Origin of the sequence: Shinella granuli, from assembly GCF_004341885.1 — a bacterium.
Classification (GTDB): Bacteria; Pseudomonadota; Alphaproteobacteria; order Rhizobiales; family Rhizobiaceae; genus Shinella; species Shinella granuli.
This window is the reverse complement of record NZ_SLVX01000003.1, coordinates 392667-406731: the sequence shown is the minus strand read 5'-3', so window position 1 is coordinate 406731 and position 14065 is coordinate 392667. Positions and strand designations below refer to the sequence as shown.

The following is a 14065-nucleotide window of genomic DNA, read 5'->3' as shown; positions in this document are numbered from 1 at the left end:
AAAACGGCCCGGAGCTGCTTCCGGGCCGTTTCGCATTCAGAGCGGTGTGCGGCGCTTGCGTGCGAGGATCGGCGCATATTCCAGGCAGAAGAGCCCGAAGGCCACGATCCAGAGCAGCCCGGAGGCGGCGTAGACGAGGTGGCTCGCCTCGGGAAAGACCTCGCCGAGCGGGCGGATGAGTGCGCAGAGGATCAGCGCGCCATAGGCGGCGACGGTGAGGCGCGAGGCCTGCAATGGGCGGCCGGTATGGCCGAGGCTCGCCCGTGTCATGACGGCCAGCATCATGCAGGCGATGGCGCCGACCGAGAGGAGATGCAGCACGGAGCGCTCCTCCAGAAAACCGAGCGCGCTGAGGGCGATGGACGCGAGGCCGAGCGGCACGAAGGCATAGGCGACATGCAGGATGACGAGCAGCTTTTCCGGCCGCGTCGTCCAGCCCCGCCAGCGGTGGAGGCGGATGCAATGCAGGAGGGCAGCGACCAGGCCGAGGCCGGCGGTGCCGGGGCGGTCGGGCGCGAGCGTCCAGGCGGTGAGCGCGCCGACGCCGGCAAGGATGGCGACCATGTCGAAGCGGTTGTAGGGCACGGGGAAATCCGTGCGGCCGGACTTGTTGAGCCAGTTGCGGGTGAAGCTCGGCAGGATGCGGCCGCCGACGATCATCACCAGCACGACATAGGCGGCGACGGCAAGGCGGATCGCCATGTGGTCATGCTCGCCGTCGATGGCCGCCACATGGAAGATGCCGTTGGCGACCGACAAGGCGAGGAGGCCGCCGAGCACCTTGAGGTCCTTCCACTTGCGCCCCGCCACGACCTCGCGCGTGCAGATGGCAAGCAGCGCCGGCAGGAAGAGCCCGTCGATGACGGCCGCCGCGATCACGCCGATCGTGTCCGGCACGAGCAGCGCGAGGCGTCCGGCACACCACAGTGTAAACAGTGCGAAGAGCGGCCAGCCGGAGACGGGCAGGCGCCCCGTCCAGTTCGGCACCGCCGTCAGCAGGAAACCGGCGAGCACGGCGGAGGCAAAGCCGAACAGCATCTCATGGGCGTGCCAGTTGGACGCGCCGTAATCGCCCCCAAGCTCGATATGCCCGGTGATCGCTGCGATCCATAAGGCCATGGCGGCAACCGCCCACAGGCCGGCGCCGAGGAAGAACGGCCGGAAGCCATAGGAGAACAGCACCGGGCCGGTGCGGGAAAGGCCGCGGGGAACGGCGCGGCTGACGCGCGCGGTGGTTTGGCTTGCACTCATGTTCGTGTTCCTTTGCATTTGTCAGCTCTTTCTAGGGCAGCCGCGGTGGCGCTTCTTTGCGAGATGGCAAAGAGCAAATCAGCATCTGCCAAAATGCCGCAGCGGCCGGAAGGACCTGTTTGTCCCATCACAAAGAGGCCGGCGCGAATGCTCCTAGAACAGAGAGGACCGGGCGATACACCGCTCCGTCCTTTCAAAAGGAGAGAAACAATGACCGAGCAGTTTCAGATGACACGCCGCACCATCCTGGGCGGAGCCGCCTTTGCCGGCGTCCTGACGCCGATCATTGCGGCGTCGATGGCGCGAGCGGAAGGCGGCGCCATCGAGACAAATGCAGCCGCAACGGCGGCCGACATCGCCAAGCTGGAACGCGTGAAGGTCGAGCTGGTCAAGCCGCCCTTCGTTCACGCCCACACACAGAAGGCCGAAGGCGGACCGAAAGTCTACGAATTCACCATGACGATCGAGGAAAAGAAGATGATCCTCGACGACAAGGGCACCGAGGTCCATGCGATGACCTTCAACGGCTCGGTTCCCGGCCCGCTGATGGTCGTGCACCAGAACGACTATGTCGAGCTGACGCTGATCAACCCCGACACCAACGAATTGCAGCACAATATCGACTTCCACTCGGCAACGGGTGCGCTCGGCGGCGGCGCGCTGACCGTGGTCAACCCCGGTGAACGCACGGTGCTGCGCTTCAAGGCCACCAAGGCCGGCGTCTTCGTCTACCACTGCGCACCTCCCGGAATGGTGCCCTGGCACGTCACCTCGGGCATGAACGGTGCCATCATGGTGCTGCCGCGCGAAGGCCTGACGGACGGGCACGGCAAGGAGCTGACCTATGACCGGGTCTACTATGTCGGCGAGCAGGATTTCTACGTGCCGCGCGATGCCGAAGGGAACTACAAGAGGTATCCGAGCGTCGGCGAATCGTATGCCGATACGCTCGAAGTCATGCGCACGCTGACCCCGAGCCACATCGTCTTCAACGGCGCCGTCGGGGCGCTGACCGGCGACAATGCCCTGCAGGCCAAGGTGGGCGAGAAGGTGCTGATCGTGCATTCGCAGGCCAACCGCGATACCAGGCCGCACCTGATCGGCGGACATGGCGACTATGTCTGGGCGACCGGCAAGTTCCGCAACGTGCCTGACGTCGACCAGGAGACCTGGTTCATCCCGGGCGGTACGGCGGGCGCTGCCTTCTACACCTTCGAGCAGCCCGGCATCTACGCCTATGTCAACCACAACCTGATCGAGGCCTTCGAGCTGGGCGCTGCCGCCCACTTCACGGTCACCGGCGAGTGGAACGACGACCTGATGACCTCGGTCACGCCGCCGAGCGGCGCCTGACGCCCCGTGCTGCCGGCATGCCCGCCCGTGAGGGCGGGCGTGCCAATGCGGGCCGCCGCCGGCGGCCCGGTCCGAAAGCGGCGCCCGTCCCGGATGCCGAACGATCGTCCGGGCGATGCGCAAGGAGGCCGTCATGGCTGCACTGACTTCGAAACCCGTCACTACCTGGACATCGCTCGCCCTTCCCGCGCTGCTCCTCGCCGCGCTTGCCGGCGGGATCGCGGTGAAGACGGATCTTATCGGCGCTACGCCCGCCGGTCCCGTGCTGGACGAGCCGATGACGGTGGAGATCGCGCCGCGCCGTTTCGAATACCGCGAGAGCGGCGAATTCTTCCGCAACGGCTTTGCCGTCGACGGGCCGATCAAGACGGTCACCATGCGGCGCCCGCTCACCATCATGAAATACCAGGTGAGCGCGGCCGACTATCGGCGCTGCGTCGCGGACGGCGCCTGCGCGCCGGCCGAACCCGGCTTCGTGCCGGCGGAAGCGGCCACGGCGCCGGCGACGGGCGTCAGCTATGACGATGCGATGGCCTATGCCGGCTGGCTGAGCGCCCGCACCGGCGAGATCTGGACCCTGCCGCGTGACGAGGATCTTGCCTTCGCCGCCGGCACGCGCTTTCCCGACGATGCGCTCGGCGTCGACATCAACAGCACCAATCCGGCCGAGCGCTGGCTTGCGGACTATCGCCGCGAGGCGGCGCGCAAGGCCTCGCGCGATCCCGTTCCCCAGCCGCTCGGCCGCTTCGGCGAAAACGAGTTCGGCCTTGCCGATTTCGCCGGCAATGTCTGGGAATGGACGGCGACCTGCCATCGGCGCGTCAATCTCGATAAGGCGGGCAGGGTGGTGAACGACGTGTCGTCGTGCGGCATCTACATTGCCAGCGGCAAGCACCGGGCGGCGATGAGCTCGTTCGTGCGCAACCCGAAGGGCGGCGGCTGCGCCGTCGGCGTGCCGCCGGACAATGTCGGCTTCCGCCTCGTCAAGGACACGCGCTGGTATGCGCCCCTGCTCGCCGCCTTGAAGGAGAAGGGGTTTTCTTTCTGACGGGGATGTTCAAACTTTCAGGCGGCGGGATGGCGTGATAGAAGCCGGTAGCTTTCACGCGAGAGGGATTTGGCTGTGAAGATCGACCGGACCGTCGTCCGCTCGCTTGCCCTGTTCGACAGGATGAGCGACGAGGACCTCGACAGGCTGCTGACCCATGCGACGGCGCGCCGCGTGGCGCAGGGCGACGCCGTCTTCGAACAGGGCCAGCAGGCGGCGAGCTTCTTCCTCCTGCTGCACGGCCGGCTGAAGGTGACGCAGGTGACGGAGGACGGCCAGCAGATCATCGTGCGCGTCGTGCATCCCGGCGACCTCTTCGGCTTTGCCAAGGCGCTGCAGCGCACGGACTATCCGGGCACCGCGCGGGCGGCGACGGAAAGCGTCATCCTCGGCTGGCCGACGGATCTCTGGCCGCATTTCGTCGAGCAGAATCCCCGCCTTGCCGTCACGGCCATGCAGACGATCGGCCAGCGGCTGGAAGAGGCCCATACCCGTATCCGCGAGATGTCGACGCAGGAGGTGGAGCGCCGGGTGGCGCATGCCGTGCTTCGTTTGTCCCAGCAGGCCGGGCGGAAGGAAGAGGCCGGTATCCGCATCGACTTCCCGATCTCGCGGCAGGATATCGCCGAGATGACCGGCACGACGCTGCACACGATCTCGCGCATCCTCAGCGCCTGGGAAGCGCGCGGCCTCGTCGAGGGGGGGCGGCAGAAATTGCTGATCCGCGACATGGCGGGGCTTTCGGCGCTCGCCGAGGGCACGCGCGAATAAAATGCAAAAACGCCGCAGGATCGTTCCTGCGGCGTTTCCCCGATTTTCAGCGGGCGGGCGGGGCGTACATCAGGCCGCCGTCGCTCCACAGCCGGTTGAGGCCGCGGTCGATCTTCAGCGGACTGTCCTTGCCGAGGTGGCGCTCGAAGATCTCGCCATAATTGCCGACAGCCGAGACGGCCTGGTAGGCCCAATTCGGATCAAGGCCCATCGCCTTGCCGGCCTCGCTGTCGATGCCGAGGAAGCGCTTCTGCGCGACGGTGCCGCTTTCGACGAGCTTTGCCGCATTGTCCTTGCCGATGCCCATCTCCTCCGCCTCGATCAGCGCGAACAGCGTCCAGCGCACGATCTTGAACCATTGGTCGTCGCCCTGGCGCACGGCCGGGCCGAGCGGCTCCTTGGAGATGACCTCCGGCAGCACCTCGAAGCGCTCGGGGTCGTTGAGCGTCAGGCGCTGGGCGTAGAGCGCCGAGGCGTCGGTCGAATAGACGTCGCAGCGGCCGGTGTTGAAGGCTTGCACCGTCTGGTCGGGCTTTTCGAAGGCGATGACCTGGTATTCGATCTGGTTGGCGCTGAAGTAGTCGGCCATGTTCTGCTCGGTCGTCGTGCCGGTTTCCGTGCAGACGGAGGCGCCGGAGATCTCCTTGACGCTCTTCACGCCGATCTCCTTGCTGACCATGAAGGCCTGGCCGTCATAGTAGTTGACGCCGACGAAGCTCATGCCGAGATCGGTGTCGCGCGACAGCGTCCAAGTCGTCTGGCGCGAGAGCAGGTCCACCTCGCCCGATTGCAGCGCCGTGAAACGGTCCTTCGTGGAGAGCGGCACATAGGCCACCTTGTCCGGATCGCCGAGCGTGGCGGCAGCGACGGCGCGGCAGAAATCGACATCGAAGCCGCCCCACACGCCGTTCTTGTCCGGCACGGAAAAGCCGAGCACGCCCTGGCTGACGCCGCAGCGCACCTCGCCGCGCTGCTTGACGATGTCGAGCGTGCCGGCATGGGCGGCCGTGCCGGCGGCGAGCGTGGCGGCTGCCAGGGCCAATGTTGCAATCTTCATGGGTTCTCCTCCTTGTTGGTTCTGGGCATGCGTCATCCCGGCCGGGAAGAAGATGCTTCCCGGTGGCATGGTGTTGCGTGGTGGTGGCGTTCGCCTCAGCCGAGCGTCTTGGTGACGTCGGCGAAGGTTTCCTCGAGCACGGCGATCAGGTGGTCGGCGTCCCGCTTCGAGAAGATCATCGGCGGGCGCATCTTCAGGACGTTGTCATGCGGCCCTTCCGTTCCCATCAGCACGCCGCGGCGGCGGGCACCGTTGGAGACGGCGCGGGCGAACTCGGTGGCGGGCGCCTTCGTCCTGCGGTCGGTGACGAGCTCGATGCCGAGGAAGAGGCCGAGGCCGCGCACGTCGCCGATCACATCGTACCGCGCCTGCATGGCGCGGAAGGCGTCCATCAGGTGGTTGCCGATGGCCAGCGCATTGCCGCGCAGGTCCTGGCCTTCGATGACATCGAGCACGGCAAGGCCGACGGCGCAGGAAACCGGGTTTCCGCCGAAGGTGTTGAAATATTCCATGCCATTGTTGAAGCTGTCGGTCACCGTACGGGTCGTCACCACCGCGGCCATGGGATGGCCGTCGCCGATCGGCTTGCCCATGGTGACGATATCGGGCACGACGCCCTGCGTCTCGAAGGCCCACCAATGGCTGCCGACGCGGCCGAAGCCGACCTGCACCTCGTCGGCGATGCACACGCCGCCCGCCGCGCGCACCAGCCGGTAGACCTCCTTGAGATAATCTTCCGGCAGGAAGACCTGGCCGGCGACGCTCGGAATGGATTCGGCGATGAAGAAGCCGGGGCCTTCGCCCCTGGCCTGCATGCCGGCGATCAGCTCCGCGACGCTTTCGGCAAAGCGCTTGCCGTGCTCCTCGACCGGCCAGTCGTCGGGTGCGCGGTAGCTGTCCGGAACGGCCGCGACATGGACATGGGGCTTCGGCCCCTTGCCGCCCTTGCGGCGGAACTTGTAGGGGCTGATGTCGATCAGCTCCTGCGTCGTGCCGTGATAGGACCAGTCGAGCGTGATGGCGTTCTCGCGGCCGGTATGCGCCCGCATCAGCCTGAGCGCCAGGCTGTTGGCCTCCGATCCGCTGTTGACGAAGCCGGCGACCGTCAGCTCCTTCGGCAGCGTCGCCGTCAGGCGCTCGGCATAAGCGACGATGTTGTCGTGCAGGTAGCGGGTGTTGGTGTTGAGCGTTTCCGCCTGCTTCGCCATCGCCTCCACCACGACCGGATGGGCATGGCCGATGTGGCAGACATTGTTGAAGCAGTCGAGATAGGCCCGGCCGCTGTCGTCGATCAGGAAGACGCCTTCGCCGCGCACGAACTTGATCGGCTTGTCGTAGGAGATGGAAAGGTTCGGCAGGAGCAGCTCGCGCCTGAGCTTGACGATCTCCTCGTGCGAGCGGCCGTGGCGTTCGTAGAACTCCCCGGCGATGCCGGCAAAGGTGCTGGCATCGGGGAAAAGCTCCGCCCAGACGTCGAGATAGCGGGCCTCGCCGACGCCGAGGATCTCGGTGGCGGAGAGATTGGTGTCGGTGGAGAGCTGGAGATGGAGATGCGGCGCCCAGCCGCCGTTTTCCGTGGGTAGGCCCATCTCGCCGACGAGCGCGCCGGCTTCCAGCCGTTCGCCGGCCTTCAGGCGGCCCGTCGCCTCGTGGGCGAGATGGCCCCAGAGGCTGACGAAGGGCGGGCAGCCTTCCGGCTCGTGGCGCAGCGCGATCAGGCAGCCGTAGCCGAGCGGGTCCTTCTCGATCTCGACGCTGACGACGGTCGCCGGCAGCGGCGTGAAGACCTTCGTGCCGGCGGCCATGAAGAGGTCGAGGCCGAGATGGCGGGTGCGGCGCGTCTTCTCGATGAAGCGCGAGACGAACATCTCGCCGGCATAGACGGTGCGCTCCTCGCCGAAGGGACCGATGCCGAGTTCGATGCCGTTCTCGCGGCAATGGGCCTCCCAGATCGCCTGCGCCGCGTCCGGTTGCTCGGCGGCGGACGTGACGGTCATCGGGTGGGCCGGGTCACCGTAGGGGACAAGGGCTGCCGGATAGGTCGCGGCCGGGCGCTCCAGCAGGGGGGCGAGCGCCTTGCGGTTCCTCGCGATCCAGCCGGCGACGGTGCGGGCGCCCGGCGCGGCCTCGAAGCCGCAGGCCTTGCGCAGGATGGCGGTGGCGAAACGCGGGTTCATGCGGTCGAGCTTGCGCAGCAGCGTCCAGGCCGGGCGCTCGCTGATGGCGAGATACGGGTTGTCCTGCGTGTGGCTGCGGCGCGAGGCGGAGATCGTCACGGACGTGACGAGGCGGATGGCGATGAGGTCGTAGAGGAGATCGATTTCCTCTTCCTGCAGCGGATATTCGGCATGAAAACCGCTGGCAATGGCGGCGGCCGCGCCGATCGGGTCGGCATGGTCGAGGCCGGCATAGGCGGCGGCGATGGCGACTTCGGCGATGATGGGCGCGTGCAGCGCATCGCCGAAATCGATCAGGCCGGAGATCCGGTCGGCATCGCCATTGTCGACGAGCACGTTCCAGTCGTTGGCGTCGTTGTGGATCACCGCGGCGCGCAGCATCGCAAGGCGCGGGGCGATGGCGGCGAAACGCGTGAGGAAGCGTTCGAGCAGCGCCCGGTCCTCGGTGGCGGCGACATGCTGCAGGCGCCCGGCGGAGCGGCCGGCATGGCGGATGTCCCAGTCGAGATCACGTAGCGCACCCGGATGCATGAAGCCCTTCAGCGCCGCATCGAAACGGCCGAGCATGCGGCCGAGGCCGTGGAGCGCGGCATCGCTGCGTTCCGTCTCGGCGAGCGGCCTGCCCTCGACCCAGCTGACCAGCCGGATGCGATGGCGCGCGCCATGCGGCCCGATGATGGAGGCAAGGCTCGCGCCGGACAGCGCCGGGCGGATATGCGGCACCGGCAGGTCGCCGGCATGGGCGCCGAGATGGGCGAGCAGCGCCGTCTGGAAGTCGCTCTCGACCTCCGGCTCCGCGGCGTTGACGATCTTCAGGATGAAGGTTCCCTCCGCCGTCTCCACCTTGAAATTCTGGTCCCGTTCGCTGGCCAGCGGCGAAAGCGTGCCGGAAAGGCCGTAATGCTCGGCAAGCAGCGCGGCGGCGGCGTCGATGGAGAAATCCGGGGTCGTCTTCAGCATGTCGTTCATGGTCATCCTCGTTCCTGCCGAAGAGTTGCATGGACGGCGCGGCGGCGCATCCGGCATTATGCCGGTTGTGCCGGCACTCTGTTTATAATAACCGTCATCTTGTCGGCGCGTTTTCGGGAGGGGCCATGCAGGATACGGACGCCATCGATCGCACGATCCTCAGCATTCTCTCCCGTGAGGCGCGCATTCCCATGAAGTCGCTGGCGGGACGGATCGGCCTTTCACGCAGCGCCACCACCGAGCGTGTCAGCCGGCTGGAAAAGGCCGGCATCATCCGTGGCTACCGGGCGGATATCGGCCAGCTCGACGACGGACAGATCCAGGCCTTCCTGCTCGTCACCCTCAAGCGCACGCCCTCGATCGGCGTGCTTGATCGCCTCGCCGGCTTTTCCGCGGTGCGCAAGGTCTCCTCGGTCAGCGGCCAGCTCGATCTCGTGGTGGAGGTGGAGGTCGGCTCGATCAATGCGCTCAACGAATTGCGCAACGAGGTCTCGACCATGGACAATGTCGAGGACCTCACGACCTCCATCGTGCTCCGGCGGGATATCGAGCGGAGCTGATCGCGGCGTCCTCCTGCCGGAATCGCTCCGGATCACGCCTTGCCGAACAGGGCCATGAGATCGACGCTGTCGGAGGTCTTGGCGCCAGCTTCCAGATGTTCCTGGATGTGGCGAAGATGCAGCGTCATCATCCAGGCCGCCTTTTCCGCATCCCGCGTGTGAAAGGCGCCGACGATGGCGGCATGGTCATCATCACGACAGTTGCTGACGCCGGGCGCGCCGAAAAGGCCGATGATCAGCGAGGTGCGGGTCACCAGCTCCTTCATCGTGCGGATGAGGATGGCATTGCCGGCGATCTGCGCCAGCAAGGTGTGAAACTGGCCGGACAGGCGGATCGCGTCGTGGCGATGGCGCTCCTTGTGCGCCACATATTCCATTTCCAGATGACGGGTCAGCGCCGCGATGTCTTCTTCGCGCGCACGCTGGACGGCAAGGCGGGCGATGTTCGGCTCCAGCGCGAGGCGGGCTTCGAAGACCTCGCGGGCCTGCTCGGGCGTCGGCGAGGCGACGAAGGCGCCGCGATTGGCATGCAACTCCACGACCTCGCGGCTCGCCAGCAGCAGCAGGCTGCGGCGAATGCGCATGCGCCCGACGCCGAAGGCTTCGCATAGCGCCGATTCGGACAGCTTCGTGCCCGGCGGCAATCTCTGTTCGATGACCGCTTCGAAAATGCGATCGACGATATCGCTCTCGTCGATCTCCTCCGCTTCCACCAGATTTTCCCTGCCTACATCAACCACCGAACTCACCCTGACATGCGCAGTCTGTTGCACAGCCCCTAAATAAGGCTGATTTGGTTGACCAACAAGCACCGATTTCGTCGACATGGAGCAGCATGTCTTGTTCACAACCACTTGACAAGATCGTTAACAATGCGCTCAATGCTCTGGCCAAGGCCGATTGGGGCCGCACCTTGCGACCCATGCGCCTATCAAAAACAGATCAATGGCCCAGAGGAAGAACAATCATGCACAAGCGCACATTCCTGAAAGTTTCCGCTCTTGCCGCAGCGACCATGCTGTCGTTGCCGCTGATGGCCCATGCGCAGAACGCCACGCTGAAGATCGGCTTCGTCGGCGTCACTTCCGGCCCGGCGGCGGCCTGGGGCATTTCCAACCAGCGCTCGATGGAGGCGCGCGCGGCCTGGCTGAATGAGCTCGGCGGCGTGACGATCGGCGACAAGACCTACAATATCGAGATCGTGCCCTTCGATGACCAGAAGGACCCCAAGCGCGCCATCGCCGGCATGGAGAAGATGGCACAGGACGGCGTGCATTACGTCGTCGGCCCGAATGTCGACGACGGCGCGGCGGCGGTCCGCCCGGTCGCCGAGCAGAACGGCATCATGTATTTCCCCTACGCCTTCCCGAAGGAGCTCTACACGCCGCCGGCCTCCAATGCGATCCTCGGCATGGTGGCGAACTACCAGTCGGGCCCGGCCATCTACAAATATCTCATGGAAAACAAGGGTGTGAAGAAGGTTGCCTTCGTCGCCGCCAACGAATCCGACCCGCTCAGCCAGCGTGAATCCGGCATTGCCGCCGCGCAGGCGCTCGGCCTCGAAGTGGTTTCCGGAAACGTGACCTACCAGGTGGATACGACCGATTTCACGCCGGTGCTGCTGCCGGTCATCCAGGCTTCGCCCGATCTGCTCGTCCTCTCGGGTGTCTCGCCGGCCAACGCGCCGCAGCTCATCCGCTCGGCGCGCGAACTCGGCTATACCGGCCTCATCTCCACGGAGACGGCGCAGGATGCGACGGTGCTGCAGGAAGGCGCAGGCGAGCTCGCCGAAGGCTTCATCTCGGTCGGCGGCGCATCGACGCCGGAACTTGCCAGCGATGCGATGAACGAATTCGTCGAGCGCTACACGAAGATGTTCGGTGAATACAACGACGAGTCAAACACCAAGGTCTATGCGCTCGAATATATCATCGAGACGCTGAAGGCGAACCCGGCGGCGATCGACAATGTCGACGAGTACAAGAAGACCATGGACACGTTCGAGGCCGCCAACCCCTTCATGAAGGGCGACGCCAAGCTGAAATATGTCGGCACGACCTCCTTCGGCCAGAAGCGCCAGGTCTCGGTCCCGCTCGTCGTGAACGAGTACAAGGGCGGCAAGTTCGAGACGCTGTTCGTCGGCCAGGTCGACTGATCGGAGCCTAGGCATTTTCCAAACAGGGGATCCGGGCGGTGCCACGTCGTCCGGCCGGGTCTCCCTTGCCTGAACCTTCTTTCCATTGGAGGCTCACGATGGAACAGATAATCGCCAACGGTCTCTACCTTGGTGCGCAATATGCGTTGATCGCCCTCGGGCTGACGCTGATCTTCTCGCTGATGAACGTGCTCAACTTCGCCCACGGGCAGATGTACGTCTTCGGCGGCTTCGTCACCTACACCGTCGTCGTCCAGCTCGGCCTGCCCTTCATCGTCGGCCTCTTTGCCTCGGCGGTGGTCCTTGCGGTCATGGGCGCGGCGATCGAGAAATTCCTCTTCGCGCCGGTCGTTCGCCGCTCCAAGCGCGATGAATCGACCATGCTGCTCGCCGCGGGCGTCGCCTTCTTCCTCGATGCCGTCATCCTCTTGTTCTTCGGGGAAAAGCAGCGCGGCGTGCCGAAGATCGTCAACGGCGTCTTCAACTGGGACATGCGCATCATCATGCCCTATGACCGCATCCTGATCGGCGTGCTCGCCATCCTGCTCATCGTGGTCTTCATCGCCTTCATGAACTACTCCAAGACCGGGCGCGCCATGCGTGCGCTCGCGCAGGACAAGATGGCTGCCCAGCTGATGGGCGTGAACGTCGCCCGCTATTCGATGATCGGCTTTGCGCTCGGCGCGATGCTGGCCGGCCTCGTCGGCGGCCTGCTCGTCACCATCACCGGCGTCAATCTCGGCATGGGCGGGCCGACCTCGATCAAGGCCTTCCTGATGATCATGATCGGCGGCGCGGGCGTGATATCCGGGGCGATCGCCGGCGGTTTCATCCTCGGCATGATGGAGAGCGTCGGTCTCACCGTGCTCTCGGCCTATGGCGACATCACCTATCTCGTGATCTTCGCCTCGCTGATGGTGTTCCTGGCCGTCCGCCCGCAGGGGCTGATGGGCAAGCCGTGGGGTTGAGATCATGAACACTAAAAAACTGCTCGGCTTCGCCGTCTTCCTTCTCGCCGTCTTCGTGCTCGTGCCGCTGTTCATCGGCGCCACCGGTCGCGTCGATTTCTTCTACACGCTGACCTCGGTCGCTTTGCTCTCCGTTGGAGCGGCCGGCGTCTGGCTCACCTTCTATATCGGCCGCATCAATATCGGCCAGGGCGCCTATGCGCTGGTCGGCGGCTATGTGTCGGCCATCCTGGTGACGCAAGCCGGCGTCCCCTTCTGGCTGACGCTGCCGCTGGCCGGCCTCTTCTGCGCCGCCATCTCCGTGGTGATCGGCCTGCCGATCCTGCGTCTTCGCGGCGTCTACTTCGCCATGGTGACGCTGGTGCTGACGGAGGTCGCGCGCCTTTCCGCGCTCGCCCTGCCGGTCACCAACGGCGCCAAGGGCATCACCTCGATCCCGCTGCCAGGCGAGCTTTCCCTCTTCGGCCTGACGATCATCCCGGCCTTCGGCTCGCTCTCCAATCCGCGCATCGGCTTCTACATGATGGCCGTCGTGCTGATGGTCGTCACCTATCTGGTGCTGTGGCGCATCGTGAACTCGCGGCTCGGGCATCTGTGCCGCAGCCTCCAGCAGAACGAGGAACTTTCGGCCTCGATCGGCGTCAACACCGCCTATCTCAGGGTGCTCGCCTATGCGATCTCCTCGTTCTTCGGCGGTATTGCGGGCGCCATGTTCGCCTCCATCGCCCAGTCGATCTATCCGTCCTCCTTCGTGGTCGCCGACAGCGTGAACTTCATGCTCTACTGCTTCCTCGGCGGCCTCGGCTATGTCTTCGGCCCGATGCTCGGCACGCTGCTGCTCTATTTCGGCTGGGACCTCCTGTCGATCGCCAAGCAATACCAGCTCCTCATCTATTCCGGCGTCATGATCCTGCTCATGCTCGTCCTGCCGAACGGGGTTTTGAGCCTTCTCGACAAGAAGGAGGGCCGCGCATGAGCACCATCCTGCAGATCAAGAACATCACCAAGCGCTATGGCGGCCTGACGGCGGTCAACGACGTCTCCTTCGACGTCAACAAGGGCGAGATCCTCTCGGTGATCGGCCCGAACGGCGCGGGAAAATCGACGCTGTTCAAGCTGATCTCCTCCTTCGTGCCGGCGACCAGCGGGGAGGTGCTGTTCAACGGGGAGCGCATCTCCAGCCTCGCTCCGCACAAGGTGGCCCGCATGGGCGTCGTGCGCACCTTCCAGGAAACGACGATCTTCCGCTCCATGACGGTGCGCGAGAACATCATCGTCTCCCATCACCTGCGCTCGAAGGCGAGCCTCTTCGGCTTCTTCCTCGGCACGAAACAGGCGAAGGAGGACGAGGCGGCGTTTGCGGCCTCGGCGGACGATATCGTCGACTTCCTCGGCCTCCAGGCCATCCGCAACGAGCTTGCCTCCAACCTGCCGCAGGGGCATCTGCGCGCGCTCGGCATGGCCATCGGCCTTGCCACCGATCCGAAGGTCATCCTGCTCGACGAGCCCTTCGCCGGCATGAACCATGACGAGACGATGAAGATGGTCGGCCTCGTGCGGCGCCTGCGCGACGAGCGCGGCGTCACCGTGCTCCTCGTCGAGCACGACATGCCCGCTGTCATGAAGATCAGCGACCGCATCGTGTGCATCAACTTCGGCCAGAAGCTGGCCGAGGGCACCCCCCAGGAAATCCGCGAGAACGAGAAGGTGATCGAAGCCTATCTCGGCTCCGAAGATGCGGCGATCGGGATGTAAG

12 protein-coding genes are annotated in these 14065 nt (G+C 65.4%); 8 read left to right on the top strand and 4 right to left on the bottom strand.

Annotation, left to right across the window (positions count from 1 at the left end; translation table 11 throughout):
• Positions 1-36: 36 nt before the first annotated feature.
• Positions 37-1251 carry an NnrS family protein gene (locus EV665_RS08065; RefSeq protein WP_133033693.1) on the bottom strand — a complete coding sequence of 405 codons (1215 nt, stop codon included), beginning with the start codon at positions 1249-1251 and terminating at the stop codon, positions 37-39.
• A 210-nt stretch (positions 1252-1461) separates the two neighbouring features.
• Between EV665_RS08065 and nirK the strand changes: the two genes are divergently transcribed.
• From nirK to EV665_RS08050, 3 genes are all read left to right on the top strand, one after another.
• On the top strand, positions 1462-2604 hold the full coding sequence (gene nirK / locus EV665_RS08060) for a copper-containing nitrite reductase (protein WP_133033692.1): 1143 nt from the start codon (positions 1462-1464) through the stop codon (positions 2602-2604).
• Between the two features lie 133 nt (positions 2605-2737).
• Positions 2738-3652: an SUMF1/EgtB/PvdO family nonheme iron enzyme gene (locus EV665_RS08055; protein WP_133033691.1), complete on the top strand. Its 915-nt coding sequence runs from the start codon at positions 2738-2740 to the stop codon at positions 3650-3652.
• Between the two features lie 75 nt (positions 3653-3727).
• Positions 3728-4423: a Crp/Fnr family transcriptional regulator gene (locus EV665_RS08050; RefSeq protein WP_133033754.1), complete on the top strand. Its 696-nt coding sequence runs from the start codon at positions 3728-3730 to the stop codon at positions 4421-4423.
• Positions 4424-4469: 46 nt separating this feature from the next.
• Here EV665_RS08050 and EV665_RS08045 read toward each other — a convergent pair whose 3' ends face one another.
• Positions 4470-5480 (bottom strand): amino acid ABC transporter substrate-binding protein, encoded by a 1011-nt coding sequence (locus tag EV665_RS08045; RefSeq protein ID WP_133033690.1) that lies wholly within the window; start codon positions 5478-5480, stop codon positions 4470-4472.
• Between the two features lie 95 nt (positions 5481-5575).
• Positions 5576-8626: an aminotransferase class III-fold pyridoxal phosphate-dependent enzyme gene (locus tag EV665_RS08040; RefSeq protein WP_133033753.1), complete on the bottom strand. Its 3051-nt coding sequence runs from the start codon at positions 8624-8626 to the stop codon at positions 5576-5578.
• Between the two features lie 125 nt (positions 8627-8751).
• Between EV665_RS08040 and EV665_RS08035 the strand changes: the two genes are divergently transcribed.
• Positions 8752-9186: an Lrp/AsnC family transcriptional regulator gene (locus EV665_RS08035; protein ID WP_064331380.1), complete on the top strand. Its 435-nt coding sequence runs from the start codon at positions 8752-8754 to the stop codon at positions 9184-9186.
• 32 nt (positions 9187-9218) lie between these two features.
• Here the strand turns inward: EV665_RS08035 and EV665_RS08030 are convergent, their stop codons facing one another.
• A complete protein-coding gene (locus EV665_RS08030) occupies positions 9219-10013 on the bottom strand; it encodes a GntR family transcriptional regulator (protein ID WP_133033689.1) in 795 nt (264 codons plus the stop codon).
• A 140-nt stretch (positions 10014-10153) separates the two neighbouring features.
• Here EV665_RS08030 and EV665_RS08025 point away from each other — a divergent pair, with 140 nt between their 5' ends.
• From EV665_RS08025 to EV665_RS08010, 4 genes are all read left to right on the top strand, one after another.
• The gene (locus tag EV665_RS08025; RefSeq protein WP_064331378.1) at positions 10154-11341 is read left to right on the top strand and encodes an ABC transporter substrate-binding protein; all 1188 of its coding nucleotides are present in this window, start codon (positions 10154-10156) and stop codon (positions 11339-11341) included.
• 98 nt (positions 11342-11439) lie between these two features.
• Positions 11440-12309, top strand: coding sequence for a branched-chain amino acid ABC transporter permease (locus tag EV665_RS08020; protein ID WP_064331377.1), 870 nt, complete (start codon positions 11440-11442; stop codon positions 12307-12309).
• A gap of 4 nt (positions 12310-12313) precedes the next feature.
• Positions 12314-13285, top strand: coding sequence for a branched-chain amino acid ABC transporter permease (locus tag EV665_RS08015; RefSeq protein WP_064331376.1), 972 nt, complete (start codon positions 12314-12316; stop codon positions 13283-13285).
• On the top strand, positions 13282-14064 hold the full coding sequence (locus tag EV665_RS08010; RefSeq protein ID WP_064331375.1) for an ABC transporter ATP-binding protein: 783 nt from the start codon (positions 13282-13284) through the stop codon (positions 14062-14064). Before EV665_RS08015 ends, EV665_RS08010 begins: the two co-directional genes overlap by 4 nt.
• Position 14065 lies beyond the last annotated feature (1 nt).